Raw genomic sequence first — 18,671 nt, forward strand, 5'->3', positions numbered from 1 at the left:
GTATCATAATGGACCTCTAATATGGCCTTCTGCTTTATGAATGAAGCGAGCTAAAGTAGTTTGAAGGTAAGAGTTTTCTTAGGGCAGCTTTTTTTTGTATGGGGTTTAACAAAAAGCATTAGGTTTATTGAAGGATAAGTAAAGGGGAACTTGGGGAATAATTATTTATGAGTAGATTCAAATAAGAAGGTAAAAAAGAAGAGATTACAGGATATCTCTGTAATCTCTGTCGGTGTTAAACTTTAACTAATACTACATTTTTTGGTATTAATGGTTCTGATTTCCGAAAAAGAATCTTCAATTGAGAGTTAGATATAATCTGGAAGAAAAGAGTACTATGAAAGTAAAGAATTAAAGCCATTAGGTAGTTATATACAAGATAAGTATGCAAAAATAGTGATGACAAATTTTATGAGAAAATTATATATAGAGACAAGTGAAAAAATCAAAGGAACGCTTTTAGATAAGGCATAAAGTGGTGGGTTGAATTTGTTGAGTGAAAAATTAAAATAAATACAAAAATTATCTGTAAAGTAATTTGAGGGGGATAAATTTAATGAGCAATAGTTCATTTAATAATTACATTGTAAGAGATTTTGATGATTTTATGGTTGCTATAAAGTCAATTCGGGAACAAGAGGATACAGTTTGGTTTCGAGGACAAGCGAATGCATCTTATAGATTATTACCTAGTGCTATTAGAAATGGTTGGGAGGTAGCTAATCAATTTGGTGAACATTTTGAACCTAGACCTTTAGAAAATAACTTTCATACTAGAGGAACCAGAGTTTTGTACTCAAATCCAAATAAAATGTTAGAAGAGTTTAAAGAATTGGCGCAAAAGGAATTAAGGATTACTCCTAAGAATAATCTCGAATGGATGGCTTTGGCACAGCATTATGGTTTACCTACTTTGTTTTTAGACTGGAGCACAGATCCATTGGTAGCATTACATTTTTCTAAGCCGAGGGAAGAATTAATAGAGAGTAACTCAATAGAGAATTCAATAGAAAATTTTAAACAGAATCATTTTAGTGATTTAGGGGCTGCAATTTTTGTGATTAATCCTGGAAAAATAAATAGCATATTTTCTGAATTTATAAATAAAGAAACGGGGGAACCTATAGATTATCCCTTAGATATTTTGAAACACGAACATTTATTGGAAAAATATGAAGAGAATAGAATGTTACCTTGTTGCGTTACAAGTTCAGCTATTGATAGACGTATATGTAGGCAATCAGGTAATTTTACGATTCATGGAAGAATGGTATGGCCGATTGATTTACAACCAGTAGCACAAGAATTGATACATAAAATTTTTATACCTTATGGAGTATATAAAGAATTAAATATGATTTTAGACACTTTAGGTATAGATGATAATTCTATTTATGGTGATTCAAATTTAGATTTTCTCTCAAAAGATATAAGAGGTAAAGCTTCAAGTGCATTTGTAGATGAAATAAAACGATTAAAACTGAAGTATAAAGGAATACCTTCACCTACTATTTTTTAGTTAATGGAAATTTTCAAGTATAATTTAATGTATTTTAAAGTGAAGGTACATCTTTTTATATTTGTCCACGCTCAGCACTTATTGCATGTTGAAGTTGTTTGCAACATGGAATTAAAAATGTAAAATCAGTAGGGAGTTTGTTAGTTAAGAGTTTATTTTTTTCGTATATGTAGGTTAGAAGGTGAAAAATAAGGATGAAATGAGATGAATTTGTGGCGAAGGATAATTACGCTAAAGTTAAAAACATTAGAAATAATAACAAGTGTTTGTGTGAAGGTTTAATATTTGAGTGTGAAAAAAGTAAAAAGCATAATACTGCAGAAAATCATTTAATCCCAAAAGGAAACTATTTAAGCAGAATTTCGAGTAATAATCAAGTTTTGGTTTTTGATTTTGAAAATAGAAGTTATTCGAAAAGTGGTGGGAAATTAGAAAAAAGAAACATCAGAAATGCTAATAAATTTCGTATGTTTTGCCAGAAGCACGACAACTATTTGTTTGATGAAATTGAAAACGGAAACAAATTCGACGAAAAAAATAAGAAGCAGGTATTTCAATTTTCATTTAGAGCATTTGTATTTTCATATTCAGAACATTTATTAAAAGATAATCCAGAGTTTAATGAAATTGTTGATGACAAATTAAACATAGTTGCAAAAGGACACCTGCAAATAAGTGGAAAAATATTTGAGAACTACAAAAAATTGATAGAGGAAAAAAATTGGAGTGGGGTGGAAACAGAAATTATTAGATTAAATAGAAAATGTGAATTCATCACTTGTTGGTCAGGAAATCTTGGAATGGGAAGAAATATTTCGATGAATATTTTCCCTGTAAATAACGAGACAATAATATTATTATCATACTTAAAGGGAGGGTTTTCCTTTAGTAGCAAGAGACTTTGCTCTAGACTGAAAAAATTATCTAAAAGTAATGAAAAAAAATTCATTGCCTATATAGAGAAAATTGCAGTGGCGTTTGATCATAACATAGCAATAAATCCTAAGTATTGGTCTGAATGTGATGAAAACAGCAAAAAATCATTCTATGAAATCGCTCATATATTTCCTAAGGTTAAAACTTGGAAAGGAGGCATAAGGGGATTTTGTAAATTAAAAATAAAAAAATTAAAGCTAAAATTAATACATTAAGACTCTCCTAAAAAATAAAAAGTAACTGGCAGTATGCATTGTAAAGCTGTTGTTTGGTTGGAGTTAGCTTAATTTTTAGATTGAAGTAGAAAAGCAGACGGTTTAGAAGTGCTAGTATCGCACCTATAATGTGTCGTCTGCTTTTGCTGTTATTTTTTTAAGTTATTGATGAGATGCCATATAGTCCTCTTGAAAAAGCCATTAAGCCTTAGTAATCAAAAAAAATTGTATCTTGTCATCGTAATAGCCTCCTTGTTCAATGGCTATGTATAGAACAGAATACCAAGAAAGGATCGACTTCTGCTTGGAACTTTATTTAACTATGTAAATAAGCTGGATGGCCAATTAATAGCAATTGAAAAAACTTCATCAAATCAGCAGAGGTATAAAAAGATTAATATTTAATGCTGTAATGAATTCTTGAAAACCTTACTATAGATAGCCAAACCAAATATTAGAGGCGGTGCTTGAATGCTAAGTATAGAGGATTATATCTCCCGAAGGAAAAAAGAAGATAAGCTTAATGAATTTGATATTGACGCACGTACTCAAAATATGAAAATTTGTGTTGATTATGTATTCGAGTATTTCACCAACTATCTGAATATCACGGAAGCTGAAGAAAAAACAATTCTGCAAAGTGAAAAGCTACAGAAGTATCGTAAACAACTTAAGGAGTATGGGCCTGAAGTTAGGGAGTGGCTTGTCAGCGTTTACAATGAATATGGGAGACAAATACACAAACATGTTGGGAAAGTTACGAAGGAGAACGAGTTTTTCTTTCTGTATAATGCGGAAAGTGAATTTAGAAATGCATCATATGATTGCTATTCACAGCTCATTAAAAAGTTACCATTTCTTAAGGATCAAACCGAAATGCTTTTTCTTTTAATAAGGGATTATCACAGAGTGGAGAGCGAGCAAAAGTTTAATTTCGGAATACCCTCAATATCAGAAGAAATCACTGATTGGATTGATAAGACATGGGCAAAACATCAGGTTAATCTTCTTGCATTTGCTTATGGTTGGATAAACCGCTTTTTTGAAAATGAAGACATTTGGCCTACAACTCATAGAAAGAAAAGTAATAACACCTGGAGAAAGTACGATTATGATTACAAGCAAAAAAGTAATCTTTTTAATCTGGATTCTCTGTATAGAAAGATGCCGAAAAAATCCTTTACTAAAGGAAGGAAGCAGGAATTTGAAATACTGTTAATGTACTATTGGCTTCATGACATGGAAGGCGATAATGATTATTGGCATGAGTATTTGGAGATGGTTTTACCAGCTTTAAAAAAGGAATAGTGTGGGGGCAATTTCAGATACAAAAGGTAAGAATTGTATCCAATAATATATTTTATGGTTCAGAACCTATTCCGGAAGACGAAGTGGAACAGCATTTGACTAATCTATTAGTGACAAGGATAGTTTATAGGATATATGTATGCCAATGGGTTTGGAAAATTTGAGATTTGTAGGGCAGTCTTTTACTGTTAACTATTTACATCATGGAAACTTAGAAAGGAGCAACTATAATGACTAGATTTAATAATGAACTTACGAGGCACTAGTCAATGATTTAATAAATGATGCTTTTTATCTTGAAGGTGCTTCAAGGAGGGGAAATCGCAGACAATATGCAGAAGTCATGGTGAGAAGAATATTAAGCCTTCCTAAAAAGCCAAAGTTACATTAGGTAATGAAAGAATTATATCAAGAATTAAAGAAAAAAATAATCCCCTACTATTAAATGCGATAAAAGCTATTAATAAAATGGGTTCGAAGTGTACTCATACCCAATTTACAAGAGAGATAACTGAAGAAGATGTAAGAACTTTAATAGACAGTCTTTTCAATTTATATGCATATTTATTAATCGATTATTTTGAAAAAAATGAGTTTGGAACGAATTTGGAAGTTGTACATCAATTTTCGATTTTACCACCTATTATAAGGTATTGAAGATGAAGATAAAACTTTTAAAGAACTAGAGTTCATTACATATCAATTGGGGACAAGAATAGCTAGGAAGCCTATCCTTTTTAAAGGGTCTCTCTTATTAATGTCACCTTTAGGTTAAAAATAATTAGAATATAACTTCTCGGAAAAGATTAATAATCTTAGAATCTGACTTGATATGATTATATTTTTATATTGGAAATGTAATATGATGGTAAAAGTTAGCGAAAAAGGGTGAGCATTGTTATAATTTATTTTAAATAGGGAGATAATTCAGTGGCGAAAAGCATATTTACATCTATTAGCGATTTTTCTAAGAACTGTGTTGATTTAGATTCGACTAGGCTGGGAACAGCAAGAAGTAGTCGAAATTGGTTGGTTGAAAAAATTGAAAAATTCGAAAATAACGATGAAAACTTTCCGGAAATTTACACCAAAGAAAACAACGTGCAAATGGGGTCATTCGCAAGAAAGACAAAAATTCGCCCGTTGGATGACATTGATTTTATTATAGTATTTACAGGAAACGGAAGTACTTATAACACAACTTTTAATAACGATGAAATTACTATTTCCGTTCCTGAGAAGGCAACCAATTTAAGGCGTTTGACAAATGATGACTATACCTTAAACTCGATTAAGCTTTTAAATAAGTTAAAAAGCTCTTTACAAAATGTCCCACAGTATTCTGCTGCAGATATTAAACGTAATCAAGAAGCTATAACGCTTAAACTAACTAGCTATGATTGGAATTTTGATATAGTTCCGGCTTTTATAACAGCTCCAGATAGCCTTCAAAAGACATTTTATCTGATTCCCGATGGTAATGGTAAATGGAAAAAAACTGATCCGCGAGTAGATGCTAAAAGAGCAACTGAGATAAATCAAAAGAGGGACGGGAAAGTATTAAGGATCATAAGGCTTATAAAGTATTGGCAAAAAAGACCGATTGTTCCGGGCATTGGCTCTTACCTTATAGAAAATTTAGTTTTAAATTACTTTGATTCTAACGAGGTATCTGTAACTGACCAGTTTACTTTAAGAGATGTTTTCTATTATTTAAGCAATAGCATCTATTCTAGTTGTTATGATCCCAAAGAAATACAAGGGGATTTAAATACACTTCCTTTTGAAACCAGACAAAAATTCTCTGAAGCAGCTACAAAAGCTTGTTCATATGCACAAAATGCTATTGATTTCGTGGCTAAAGGTGACCATAAAGCAGCCCATGACGAATGGAAAAAAGTTTTTGGAAGTGAGTTCCCTGACTATGAATAAAATTATTCCTATTAATGTAAAACAAAATGAACCTGAATCATTGCGTCTTTTGGCGGCCATGCGGTATCTGTATGGCAGAGCTAAGATTTTAAGATCTTTTAGAGTCTGTATAACAGTAATGCTTCCTATTGTAGGTATTTTAAGTTTAAACTATTTTCCTAATTTTAAGGAAGTATTAGCTTTCGTAGCTGCAATTTGGCTGGTTCTTAACAGGGTTTTCTTTATAGAAATTGAAAAAAGAATGGTGAAAGATGCAGCAAAAATCCAGGAAAAATTTGATGTGGATTTATTCAACATTTCTTGGAATAACCTTTTAGTCGGTGAGAAGATTCCTATTGAACGGATAAGAAAGTTGAATGAAAAGTCACAGGAAAAAGAGGGAAATCTTAAAGATTGGTACCCTGGCTTAAAAAGTTCTGATCATTTTTTTAATGTTTTATTGGCTCAAAAAACAAGTATTATTTGGGATATAGAACTAAGGAAGCTTTATAAATGGATATTATACATTATTCTTGGTTTGTATATTGGAATTATATTCGGTATTTGCTTCTTTATGGAATTACCTACTCAAACATTGATTATTTCTTTTTTAGTTCCATCCTTTCCTTTGATTCTGCACTTATATGAGACAGCAATCGGGCATAAGCAGCGACATGAATCATTAGAAAAAATTTTATCGAAAGTTACAGCAGATATTGAAAATTATTCAAAAACTGATGACGGCATAGTAAATAACATCAGGGGTTACCAAGATATTATTTTTTTAGCACGTTCTAACGTGAATATGATATCTGATAAAATTTACTGGTTGAAGAGAAATCTGTATGACAAAATAGCAAAAGAGACAAATGAAGCACATAGCGATAAATAATAAACAAAAATCCTCCGTTTATTGTGTAAAAAGACAATAAAGTTATTTAGCATAACCCCGTTCTAAATTTAGGACGGGGTTAAAATATAGTTGTATGCTGAAGGACAAGCCACAATTACTGCTAATCAAGTTTACAATGAAGCTGATGTCAGGCAGTAAAAGACATTGCACAAGAGTACACTCAAGCTTTGTTTGCAGATCCATCTATTTCTACTTTAGATAAAGAAGACGCGGTGGAGTTACTGGAGGCTGCGGTTCAAGAACTAGAGTCCGAAAAAACTAAAAAAGTAATTGTGAGAACAGCAATGGAAAAAATAAGGAATATTAATGAAATTGCTTAGTGCAGTGGAATTGCCTAGATAATGCCCCAATAGAATCATTTTTTAGTCATTTGAATAGATTATCGTAAAAACAATGGACGTTAAAAAAGATGACTCCGGCCGCAAAGCGAAGTCATCTGATTACCGCATAGTACGGCACTCCCTTTTTATTAAACTGTCCACTTTATAGTCCGTAGTTCTGAACCTTGATATCCCCTGTTAGAATTAATTATTAGTTTTTAATTTTTATAATAATATTTTCATAGCTTGAGTCTAAAATTGCTTTAGGATGTTGAATATATCCAAGTTCTTCTTTTGTGTATGCAGATACTTTACTAGAAAGATAGTCCGTTAATAATCTGTCAGTAATATATTTATTGCTGTGTATTACTTCACCTACAGCGCCACTGATTGCTGTAACTAAATGGTGAGTCCAAATTCCATTTTTCAATATATCGCTTGAATAAGATTTTTGTCCTGGATGACAAGAAAGGAAAATTGAATAGTTAGGGAATTCATTTGTAAGTAATATTAATTCTTCGTCATTAATATTGTTAATCTGACTACGCATATTGTCATCTTGGAAAGTTTGCGCACAAGCATCTATAAAAATAAGTGCATTATTGCATTTAGACTCACGTAATGGATCAAGTAGAATTTTACGTAACGAAACTGCAGTAGCCGCAATATTATACTGGTGCATATCGTATGTTGATAGGTAATTTGTAACGCCATCATGAAAACCATGTCCTACATAATAAAAAATTAAGCGATCTTTTTCTGTTAGAGAATAAAATAAATTTTTAAATTCATATTCTAGAGTACTTTTTAAAGCTTCTTCATTTCTAATCATGTAAATGTCATTTTCATCTACGTTCATTGATTTAATTAACAATTCTTTAAATCTACACGCATCATTATTCGCGTATTTTACTTCTCGTATTTGATTATCTTGTCTAGGTGCATATGTTTCTAGTGCAATAATAATTGCTATAGTTTTTTTAAATTGGGGATTATTTAATATAGGTTTATACTCTGATAAGTCTTCTTCGAAGAAACTATTAATTCCTTCTCTGATATACTTTTTGTCCTCAAATAATATATTATTTTCTGCTTTTTTTATTTTGATTTTAAAAATGGATTTATCATCTTTTTTAAACCAGTCATAAGAAATCTCTGGGATTGGTGAAAGTAAAGAAATTGCTTTTTTGGTAATTTCAACAACCTTAAAATCATGGCTAAGTCCTACAATTTCATTTATTTTGGGGGAGCTTTCTTTAAGGCCGAAAATTAATGTTCCTCCATTGGTGTTAGCAAAAGAAGAAATAATTTTTGCAATTTTTTGTGGAACATATGGTATTGCATTAAATTCTAATATTTCAGATTTGGGTTCATTAATCAACGATTCTAACTCTGTTTTCTCAATATTAATGTTCCGTATAGGAATTCTATTAATTTCTGTTTCTTTTAAAAGGTGTCCGAAAGTTATTTGTATAGGTGTATTAACGCCATCTTCACACCATAATTCAGCATCTACATATTCAAGTACGTCGAACTCAGAAGTATAATATATTAATACTTGATTATTATCTGATGGTCTCGCAACAATAGTGATTTGATTTCCGTTTTTAACGATACCACCGATGATACTATCAGCAATCATATAGTAATTTGAACAGTCATATGCTGGTAGTTTATTGAGATATTCAATAACATTGGTTACTGCTCTTGAAATTAGTGGTTCAATGTACTTCAATAGATTGTAATCACTTGTTGATAAGTGAAAGAATTCTGGAGATATATTTTTTTCATCAATAGCATTTTTAATATCTGCAAAAGATTTTATATTTTGTACTTCTGTTTCAAATGTATGTCTGAGTTCTAAGAGTTCCTGAGGTATACTAAGTTCTTCATTTTCAAAATAATTTTGAATCTCGATATCATTAGATCTAAGTAAAAAATCTAGCTTTTTATCGTGTCCAACTAACTCAAAATAACGACATAGAACTTCTGATAGTTTTAATAAAACACTGTTTGAATCCCACGGATTGGTTACAAATAAATTGTTTTCGTTAAAATGAATATTTACACTTTTAATAAATTCAATTCCCTTGTATGTAATCTTGAGATCTTCAGCTTGATATATTTGCAAAGCTTCAATTTTAACTTGTAAGTTCTCTAAATTCTTTATTGTCGTGGCATCATTCTCTTCATTTTCAATCCAAATTTTAAAATAAGGAATAATAATATTTAATTTATTTTTTAAAATTGAACATTCTTCTACTTGATTATGAATTAATTCAAATTCACTTTGCCTTAATAATTTTACTTTAAAGTGAGTTAATAGTTTTTCAAGGTCTGGATGGTTTTTATTTATAGTATTCAGCTTAATAAAACTATATTGATCTTGAAAAATTGATTCGTTACCATCTAAAAAGTATTTTAAATTCGAGCATTCAGTAAATTGATTTTTAGTATTTAATAGAAGCCCAGTATTGGTCCATTCTTCAACTATTAATATTTCTTCATTACTCCAATTTGCGCACTGATTTAACAATGCTGTATATATATCTTGAACTCTTTTTAAATTATCATCTTCTATATTTCTGTCTTCCATGACATCTAAATAGATTCCACTAAGTAATGTTAGGTAGTCTTGTAATTCAAGTGTTGTTCGGAAATTAAAAAAAGATTTCCAATCAGGAGATAATTCGGGACCGTTAAACACAGGCAAATATTTTCCTGAAATCGATTTTATATCTACTGTATTAAGTAATACAGTAGATGAAGTTTTACATTCTCTAGAGAGAGTGGGGATACATTTAATATTTTTAATAAACCATGAAACATAGTTTTCGACCGTACTTCCTGTATTCTGCCCCTCCATTCCACGCCTTCCCCAATAAGCAGTTGCTAGAGCTTTGACTTTATCTGGAGAGTAGTTTTCTATATAATCGCACCAAAATTTAGAAGCAAACTCAGGATTGTTTTCTGTATATTGGATGTAGTTCAGAGTTGTTAAATTCCTAAAAGCTTCGGATCTAAAAGTATTAACATAAGGAGAGAATTTTTGGTCTTCACTTTCAAAATATGCATTTTTAAATCCATTATTAATAAAATGAAATTTTTCATGTCTCTGTGAATAATTTTCAGTTGATATTCCTTCTTGAACTCCTAATAATTTTAGAAAACGTTTCCATTCGTCTTTCTCTAAAATATTTGTACAGTAGGATTCATTTACAAAAATATCATTGTCTATTATTTTTTCGATTTGTAATCTGGGTTTAAAATAGTTTGATAGAAAACACTCATTCGCTGGAATTAAGGATCCTTTTTGAGTAAGGAGTTTTAATTTAGATAATTTTTTTAACAAATCTTCTTTAAGAGTTTCTTTTTTGTATAAACTAAATAAATCTTTAATTGCCTGCAATGCGTTTTCAGATGATATGTAAGTATCGATTTTAGGAATAATAGTCTGGTATATAAATGTGATATCAGTCTTTTCCTTAACTCCAATACTCTCAAGCCAATGTCTTATCTCTGGATTTTCAATCAACCAAATTTGTAAATCTTGATGTAAAAATGATAATTGATTACTTGGGTTGTTCCAATTTTCATCTTCAACTGTTGGGAAACAAACATGAGGAGGATAATTTAAAACATTCTTATGATCCCAAATAAATGGGAGATTTCTAATGAAATTAATTGAAATCTCTTCTGATTCACATAACTCTTTAAAATATTTTATAAGTTCAATATTAAGTGTGATTGTATGTGATTTTAAAAAATGTTTCGAAGTTAGAAAAGAGTTTAAATCTTCCCATTCAAAATATGAGCAACCAAGTTCTCTAAATTTAGTAAAGTTGCTAGTGCTTTTAGCGAATTTTTTTAAAGCTCCGTTTTCTTTTACTTTATTTTGAATAACAAAGTTTTTAATAGAATCTGCACCTATAAATGTTTTTTCAGACAATAATGAAAAATCTACTATTGTTTCAGAAATTTTAATTAATTCTCCTTCTTTTGAAACCACAAAGGGGATGGTATTAAGAGCATCTTTTCTTCCTTCGTTAAATGCGTTTGCTAATGCATTTGAGTGTATTTCGTCAGGTATTAATTTATAAGCTTGGAACTGAAACTCGCTAGTTACTAATTTTGAAATCCACTTGAAAATTTCCATGGCAATCATTTTAAAAATCCATTGATTCCATTTAGAATCAACATGAAGTGACTCTCGATTTGAACTAGTTAAAAAACTTGTATTAACAAGAACAGGGAAGGGGTATTTTGATTCTTCAGTTGGTAAATAAGAATATAGAAGTTTTTCTTGACGAGAAAGTTTCGTAATACCTTCACTATCTAATTTAGCTGCCAATGACATTTCTATAGTATTAGCGTTTAAAAGTTTCTCAGGGATATTGCGTTCCTCTTGTAAGACAGCCTTTAATTCAGTAGGAATTGATAAATTGACGGTATTAATCAGCCATTCAGTTTCTGAATTGTTTCCCTTTTTTAAAGTGATTCTATCATTTCCACTACGATTAATTTCAATAGTAACTAACTCTGTTAAATCAAAATTAATTTCAGAGATATTTTTTAAGAATAAAAACATATTTAAATTCTGAGATAGATTATGTGTCGCTTGAATCGTTTCAGTTACATTAGTCATATGAATTATTGTAGCAACATTTGCATTGATTTGTTTCAGGAACTGATTGATAGGGATTGGTATTTCTTCACGCTCTGTATATATAGGGATTATTTGCCAAGGGAACTGGAATGCTCTATCATTATTCTTTTCCCAAACTTCCTTTGAATCTAACCATTTCCATTCAAAAGGATAGGAAGAATCAAATCTGAAATATTCATCTTTTGTATAAATTGTAACTTTATCCGATTGTCCAAACACCGATTTAAAGCCAATACCTTTATAACCTGTTTTTGTGAAGTCTGATTTTTTTGTGCCATTGTTAACGTTGCATATTCCTTGAAGGTCACGAGAAGTAAAGGGTTTTCCTGAGTGAGCGATAACTAAAATTTCGTCAAAAATTTTTATCCATACTTTAATTGGCTCTCCTTTTTGAGAAGAGTCATCTGCATTTTGTAAAAGTTCATAAATAAACCTCTTAGAATCTGTATACAAGTCTCCAGAGAGTGCATTAAGAGAACTCGCTTGATTAACTGCTTGACTAGGATTTGTATAATTAGTGTTGTTTGAAAAGATTTGCTCAATATCTGTTTTTAGATTCATTTTTATCAGCCTTTCACTTCTATCCTTTAAGATATTTTAAATGTATTATATATGATGTCGTATTATGTTAGATTAACGCATTTATAAAGTAATAATAACCTAATATATAACATTTATCCACTAAATATTGGATAATTCCCTTTGGCGTATGTATGACTAAAGGTATGTATATTTATTTCAATAACAGCTGGCCTTGTATTTAAAGGGTCCATTACTTTATATCGATTGTTCTTTAATGAAATCTTAAACGCTTGATATTTTTCTCATTAATGGAATAAAATTTACTTATTCCGCTGAGTATGTATTTTTAAAATAAAATTAGTATTGGGTGATAATATGATAATTAATAGAGTGTCATATGCGGGTGAAATAATTATTACCGCTCTACATAGGGGAATTGAAGATGAAGGTTGCTCGTATGAAAGAAAAGTTATTAAAGAAAAGGTTAATCGATATAATTTAGTCTTTGAGCAATTCATAGTTAACGATGATATAATAAGAGATTTAGATTCAATAATAGCTGTAGAAGAAGGCTTTCTAACACCAAAAGATAATTTAAATATCTATTCCGGTAGAGTATGTGCAAGAGTTACAAGGTATGTTTCAGGAATAAAACCTAGAAAAATTATTAGAACATTGGAAAATAAATTTGAGTTTAGGTTACCAATAGAGACCATAGTATTGATAAATGAATTTGTAAAAAAATATACTGGTATAGATTTAAATAAGAATCCGATTTTTTATGGTGACACATTCGTATATGAACCGATGGGGATCGATTTGTTGAAAAATGTTAAAAACGGAATAACTATAAAAAACCTAGAAGTGAATTCTGAAGTTATTATAAGATTTAAACGTAATGGGTTAATAGTTCATACGCATAAAGAGTCATGTGAAAATGGAGTACTGGAATTAGAGATTAATCCGAATGTTGATTGGATTTCTTTCGATATTGAAGTCTATGGAAATAATGAATTGCTATATTTAAATTATGATATTGCTTATATGGAATCACTCCATTTAAGTATGGGTGTGGTTAATAAACCTAAAAATGTGAAATTAAATCATTTATCATCAAACTTTGAAATACCAAGTGAACCTTCTTTATCTGAGTCAATAATTGGTGAGGAACGCAATTTTATAGAAGAACTATACAAAAAATCTAATTTTGAAATGTCAAGACAGATAAAGAATACACAAGAAGATGGTAATATTACGTTTATTAAACCGGGTGAAACAAATACAGCTCTAAAAATAATTACAAATTTCTTAAATAAGCCTTTTAAAGAAATTTGGATTTATGATCCTTACTTTACAGATAAGAGTAGATTTAATAAAACCCTAGATTGGTTAAGGATTTTTAATGAACTTCCAATTAATAAGATTAACATTATTTATTACTGTAAAGAAGATAAAGCATATAATTATAATTCTATCAAAGCAGCAGTTTTACAAGATTCTATTTTATACAAAACTTTGGAGAATAAAATGTTAAATTGGACTTTTATAGAAACGAAATCGCCTATACATGATAGATTTATTTTTGGTGAGTTAAATGATAATCAATTTTCTGGATTGACGATAGGAACCTCTTTAAATTCAGTTGATAGCAATCACTTCTGTATAAATTACATCAACCATACATCTACTAAGAGTATTTTATATAAACTAGACAATTATTTAAATGATGGAAACATAGTGGGACAGTGTATTATTTAAGGAGTAAAAATACAATGGATAATATATTACTTCAAAAATTAGCTGATGGGCTACTTAATAATTGGGAGAATAAAGAGATTAACATCGAATCTCACTTGAATTCATTGCTGAGAAGAAAATCTAATAAAAATGTGATATTTGAATTATCAAAAGCAATTGAACATAGAAAATTTGTGGATAAGAATAAGGCTGTACTAATAGTTACTCTTGCATTAATTCGTAGGAATTTAGATTGTGATGAAGAAGTAAGAGAGTTATTAAGAAAATATAAATTGATTAATTTGTTATATGGAGGATTAATAAAATTATTAGATGGAAAATCTGATACATTTAAATTTCAAATTAGCTGGAACGATAATACTTTTGAGAATAAATATGAATTTATAGAAAGATTTCCAGCTCCTAAACGTTGGGAAATCATAGATTTGTTTATAACAGTATCAATTTTAATTAAAGAGGATGTTGGTAAATTTGAATCAATTTTGATTAAAGATCATACGGATCTACTGCTATTAAATTACTTACATGGGGAGAGGAACTGGATTACAAGTGAAGTATTATTAACTAAGCTATTAAATGATGAAACAAATGCATTAAGAAGAAATATAGGCTTTTATTTATTAATACATCCCATTGAACAGCTCTTATCGACGACGACTTTGGAAACAAAGAAAGAAAAGATTGATATAAATAATAAAGTTGAAAGTTTTAAGAGAGTATTTAAAAATATCCCATTACAATTTCAAGGAGAATTGTTAATTAATTATTTTCTTACAAATAAAAGAGCTAAGAGTATACCGGCGTTTTTAACTAAAGAAATGATGAAGATTAATTTGACAAATTTTCTTGTCAAAGAAATAAAATCTAGTAAGATAAAAACTCTTGATGATATTTACAATTTGTTATTTATTATAAAGTCCATTAAAAGAAAATCACATGGCTACAAATCATACAAAAATAGTTTGTATGATGCTATATTAAAAAAAATGAGAGAGTTTATTGAAGGCAATAAAGGTATATACTTTTGGGATGAAAATACGGAAAATTTATTTAGAGGGATTTATAGTATGTTACCCAAAAAGTATAGAATTAGTTTAGAAAAAAGTATTGTAAAAACTAATGCAAGTTTAATGACTTCAAAGTTAGATGAACTAGTAAGGTTTAATTTATTCATAAACGATAGTAACAGGGCAAAAGTTATGTTTGAAATGTTAAAATCAATAGAAAAAGATAAAACATGACCAACTATACATCTTACAGGTACTAAAAGATGTATATAATAATAATCCCTTTAATTTTAGCAAATAATTAAAAAAGGTATAGAGTTACTAGAATGAAGTGCATTGTCAATTGTTAGATATAAAGTAACGATTGGAGGTGCGTTTTTTAGCTTCAAAGGATAGGAAATTAAATATTAGGTTTAACTAATTTAAATACATTAAAATATAAATGATAGTATTATATTAAATTAAGAGGAAAATATATGGAGAAGAAAATTGAATCAATAAAAGAGTATATAAAGCTTAGTTTCTCGGTAGTTACTATTTTATTGTTAGTTTTTTTTATAATGTTAGGGAGTTATAATTTCGCAAAAATATATGATTTTCTACTACCTTTATTTGGTGAAGTTACGTACACTATTTTACTATTGGTAATTATTTGTGCGTGTATTAATTTATTATTAGGGTGTATTGAATACTCAACGTCTATTGTAAAGGGATATAGTGATATCGATGTTTTTTTAATAACTTTAATAAATTTATTGAAGTATGTAGTAAATTCAATGTGGATTATATTGGTTGTATTTTTAACTATACAATTAATATCAGCAGAGAATTTTAAAGTTATGTTAATAGCTATTTTATCTATATTAGGATTAATTTCATTTATTATACTATTTAAAAAGAATAGTAAGGGGACGGATGCAGCAAAAAGAAATTTAGAATATGTATTTATCTTGAGTATTATTTATGTTGGAGTACTAATATTACTATTATTTTATAAACCACCAATAGAATTAGAAAGAAATTTATTCAACATTGGAATGATTTTATCTATATTACTAACTATTGTATTTACAAATATATCTGAAAGAGGTATTGATACAATCATTAAAAAAAGAAAACAAGCTGTTTTAGAATTAGTAAAGAAAAAAAAAGATAATTTCTCAGCAACTATAAACATTTTAATTGCTATAGTCACAGTCTATGTATTTACAGATACAATTTATGTAGGAGAGAAAAAAGGATTTGTTTCTGAAGATGAAAAAAAAAGTATAGCTGAAGCAATAATTAATAGTGATCAATTTATATTAATGGTATTTCTAATTGGAGCATTTTCATACATAATCCATTATTATTTATATTCGATATTACATACAGAAAAGAATGATTGAAATCTAAGTAGAAAAAAGAGGTGGGACGTTATTAAAAACTGTTGAACAAGTGATTAACAGCCGAACTATAAAGTATTAAAACAAGCAGGTTATATTAAATCGCCATTGGATGAATTTGCAATTTAGGGCTGCTATTATAAATACTAATCCTTTTGAACGAAAAAGTTTTGAAATACCTCTTCTGAGAACCTTAGTTCACACGAATTCATTTATAGATTGTAGTAAGGAAGATAAGCTTAAAAATTTGATAGCAGGCATTAAGTCAATTTGATTTTTACAAGTTAATTTTACTCCTTCTTTAAAAGACTATGGATTGGTAAATAAACTTGATGAGGAATATCATTTTGATGTTTATGAATTTTCAATTAAAAGACTGGAATTGATATCCGATCTTCGATCCTTTGATTTCATCAATTCTATTTGTTGGAAGATTAATCATCATATGCTTCCAATCTATTCGATTTAAAATCTTATTAACTTTTGTTATCACCATTCAGACTCCCTTTTAACATCAATAATTTAAATGATTAATAGTGTGAACTATGGGATTATCATTAAAAAGGGTGGTATTATCTAAAAAATGTGAAAATAGCTTGTGATTATAAAAATAACAAGCTATCATAGTGTTGAAATAGGATTATGTCAATGAAAATGTCACAAATTTTTTATGGCATTTTTATGATTCTATTTGTTTTTTTAAACAGATTCTTCTATAATTTCATGTGTTAGGTGTAGACCAATTTGCTTGAGTGAGCGGAGTTTGGTCCACTTTTTCAAGTTTTGTATGATGGCTGTCATCAAAACTTGTCTTTTTACTTTTTGGACTCCACGGTATCGCGCATAGCGTAAATCGTGGAGTTCTTTACTATGTGCGAAGCTAAGTTCGACAGTGGCTGGACGTACAGAACGAAGGATTTTCCCCCGATAGGACAAGCGTTGCCCTCGTAATTGATTATAAATTTCTTGGTGAATCGAAATTCGTAACACACGGTCTTCGTTTTCCCTTTTTACAAAAGGGCAGAATTGACAACTTCCTTTTGGTGGTTTGAATTCGTGATAGCCCTGTCGATTCGTTGTTTTATAATAAAATGGTACACCACATGGACAGGCATAGAGATCCTCATTCACCTGTTTAAACTGATAACGGCGACAATTCGGGTGGTCCTTCGTTGCGAATCGTCGATAAGACATATAAACGAAGAATTTCCTTTCAAACAATCTTCGGGCAAGAGGGGCATTGTAATAACCTGAGTCGAGCGCTATTTCCTTCGCGTATTGCCCAAATAATTGCTTTAATTGATCCACTTGTCCTACTAATTTACGATGCCCTGGTACATTCGCAGCTGTGACATCTGTCGCAATAATAAAGTTATGTAACGAATCCACAATACGGTGCTCAAAATACGCAAAGCGCCCACGTTCATCATGTTTAGCAGACAAACGTGCTTCCGGATCCACAAGGCTACTATTTGTTCGCTTTTCTTCTACCTTTGGCTCTTTTGTCATAAGAAATTTCTTCCCATGACGCGCACGGTGTTCATTAATAAGCGTTAAATCATCCTCTTTTTCTTCTATGATTTTCTCTTCAATCTGTACGTTACGCACCCGTTTATTGGCATTCGCTTTTAATTCCGTTTCATCTGCCACCCATGTTTCGTTCGCAATAAATCCTTCATCGTGAATGGAAAGAAGACAATGTTGAAAAAGTTCCTCCCAAAACGTCACACCCTGCAGACGTTGCGAAAGAAACTTAGAGATGGTTGAGTGATCTGGAATTTTTTCTGTAGGAGAAATGCCTAAAAACCAGCGATACGTTGTGTGTTGCTTCACTTGCTTACACGTAAAATGAACTGAACGAAAGCCTTCTAAATACTGAATCAATAAGATTTTCACCAACATGATCGGTGTGGCTTTGAAATAAAGTTGCGATGTTTATAAAAAAGACACGATGTTTAAAACAAAGTCGCGATATTTATAAAAAAGGGCGAAGTTATACCCCTTTAGATACGCTTAGACTAAAGGGTTTTTATAAAAAGTCAGTATTCCTCAAACGGGCCAGATTGTTATAAAGGTTAGCATAAAAGCCCCCTTCTTTTTGAATAATAACTATTCGAGGGGTGATGAATCATGAATTATTTAAGAGTTATTATTTACATGTGTTTTTTAGGAATATTGATACACGCTCAAATATCATTTGCTGAAACAGAT

Annotated in this window: 12 protein-coding genes; 10 read left to right on the forward strand and 2 right to left on the reverse strand. The window is 30.0% G+C overall.

Going from position 1 to position 18,671, the window contains the following annotated elements:
* Positions 1–556 precede the first annotated feature (556 nt).
* The 7 genes from AC2CGN_RS10150 (at position 557) to AC2CGN_RS10180 (ending at position 7,122) form a co-directional block, all read left to right on the forward strand.
* Positions 557–1,519, forward strand: a complete 963-nt coding sequence (locus AC2CGN_RS10150; protein WP_484513654.1) for an FRG domain-containing protein — start codon at positions 557–559, stop codon at positions 1,517–1,519.
* Between the two features lie 212 nt (positions 1,520–1,731).
* Positions 1,732–2,670: a hypothetical protein gene (locus tag AC2CGN_RS10155; protein ID WP_484513655.1), complete on the forward strand. Its 939-nt coding sequence runs from the start codon at positions 1,732–1,734 to the stop codon at positions 2,668–2,670.
* A gap of 279 nt (positions 2,671–2,949) precedes the next feature.
* A complete protein-coding gene (locus AC2CGN_RS10160; RefSeq protein WP_484513686.1) occupies positions 2,950–3,075 on the forward strand; it encodes a DUF1413 domain-containing protein in 126 nt (41 codons plus the stop codon).
* A gap of 66 nt (positions 3,076–3,141) precedes the next feature.
* Positions 3,142–3,978 carry a hypothetical protein gene (locus AC2CGN_RS10165; RefSeq protein WP_484513657.1) on the forward strand — a complete coding sequence of 279 codons (837 nt, stop codon included), beginning with the start codon at positions 3,142–3,144 and terminating at the stop codon, positions 3,976–3,978.
* 930 nt (positions 3,979–4,908) lie between these two features.
* Positions 4,909–5,910 (forward strand): hypothetical protein, encoded by a 1,002-nt coding sequence (locus AC2CGN_RS10170; protein WP_484513659.1) that lies wholly within the window; start codon positions 4,909–4,911, stop codon positions 5,908–5,910.
* Positions 5,903–6,781, forward strand: a complete 879-nt coding sequence (locus AC2CGN_RS10175; protein ID WP_484513661.1) for an S-4TM family putative pore-forming effector — start codon at positions 5,903–5,905, stop codon at positions 6,779–6,781. Before AC2CGN_RS10170 ends, AC2CGN_RS10175 begins: the two co-directional genes overlap by 8 nt.
* Before the next feature lie 188 nt (positions 6,782–6,969).
* Positions 6,970–7,122 (forward strand): hypothetical protein, encoded by a 153-nt coding sequence (locus tag AC2CGN_RS10180; RefSeq protein WP_484513663.1) that lies wholly within the window; start codon positions 6,970–6,972, stop codon positions 7,120–7,122.
* A gap of 211 nt (positions 7,123–7,333) precedes the next feature.
* Here the strand turns inward: AC2CGN_RS10180 and AC2CGN_RS10185 are convergent, their stop codons facing one another.
* The gene (locus AC2CGN_RS10185) at positions 7,334–12,349 is read right to left on the reverse strand and encodes a sacsin N-terminal ATP-binding-like domain-containing protein (RefSeq protein ID WP_484513665.1); all 5,016 of its coding nucleotides are present in this window, start codon (positions 12,347–12,349) and stop codon (positions 7,334–7,336) included.
* Positions 12,350–12,685: 336 nt separating this feature from the next.
* On the opposite strand from AC2CGN_RS10185, the gene AC2CGN_RS10190 reads away from it, so the two are divergent.
* The 3 genes from AC2CGN_RS10190 (at position 12,686) to AC2CGN_RS10200 (ending at position 16,463) form a co-directional block, all read left to right on the forward strand.
* Positions 12,686–14,068 carry a hypothetical protein gene (locus AC2CGN_RS10190; RefSeq protein ID WP_484513667.1) on the forward strand — a complete coding sequence of 461 codons (1,383 nt, stop codon included), beginning with the start codon at positions 12,686–12,688 and terminating at the stop codon, positions 14,066–14,068.
* A 14-nt stretch (positions 14,069–14,082) separates the two neighbouring features.
* On the forward strand, positions 14,083–15,309 hold the full coding sequence (locus tag AC2CGN_RS10195; RefSeq protein WP_484513669.1) for a hypothetical protein: 1,227 nt from the start codon (positions 14,083–14,085) through the stop codon (positions 15,307–15,309).
* 242 nt (positions 15,310–15,551) lie between these two features.
* Positions 15,552–16,463: a hypothetical protein gene (locus tag AC2CGN_RS10200; protein ID WP_484513671.1), complete on the forward strand. Its 912-nt coding sequence runs from the start codon at positions 15,552–15,554 to the stop codon at positions 16,461–16,463.
* Positions 16,464–17,159: 696 nt separating this feature from the next.
* Here the strand turns inward: AC2CGN_RS10200 and AC2CGN_RS10205 are convergent.
* Positions 17,160–18,362, reverse strand: a complete 1,203-nt coding sequence (locus tag AC2CGN_RS10205) for a transposase (RefSeq protein ID WP_484513672.1) — start codon at positions 18,360–18,362, stop codon at positions 17,160–17,162.
* Positions 18,363–18,671 lie beyond the last annotated feature (309 nt).

It is taken from the genome of Lysinibacillus sp. DFXJR4 (assembly GCF_057196045.1).

Excerpts from the sequence above, each read along its gene's own strand:
- AC2CGN_RS10150 (WP_484513654.1), top strand. The coding sequence starts at position 557 with ATGAGCAATAGTTCATTTAATAATTACATTGTAAGAGATTTTGATGAT.
- AC2CGN_RS10165 (WP_484513657.1), top strand. The coding sequence starts at position 3,142 with ATGCTAAGTATAGAGGATTATATCTCCCGAAGGAAAAAAGAAGATAAG.
- AC2CGN_RS10175 (WP_484513661.1), top strand. The coding sequence starts at position 5,903 with ATGAATAAAATTATTCCTATTAATGTAAAACAAAATGAACCTGAATCA.
- AC2CGN_RS10185 (WP_484513665.1), bottom strand. The coding sequence starts at position 12,349 with ATGAATCTAAAAACAGATATTGAGCAAATCTTTTCAAACAACACTAAT.
- AC2CGN_RS10190 (WP_484513667.1), top strand. The coding sequence starts at position 12,686 with ATGATAATTAATAGAGTGTCATATGCGGGTGAAATAATTATTACCGCT.
- AC2CGN_RS10195 (WP_484513669.1), top strand. The coding sequence starts at position 14,083 with ATGGATAATATATTACTTCAAAAATTAGCTGATGGGCTACTTAATAAT.
- AC2CGN_RS10200 (WP_484513671.1), top strand. The coding sequence starts at position 15,552 with ATGGAGAAGAAAATTGAATCAATAAAAGAGTATATAAAGCTTAGTTTC.
- AC2CGN_RS10205 (WP_484513672.1), bottom strand. The coding sequence starts at position 18,362 with ATGTTGGTGAAAATCTTATTGATTCAGTATTTAGAAGGCTTTCGTTCA.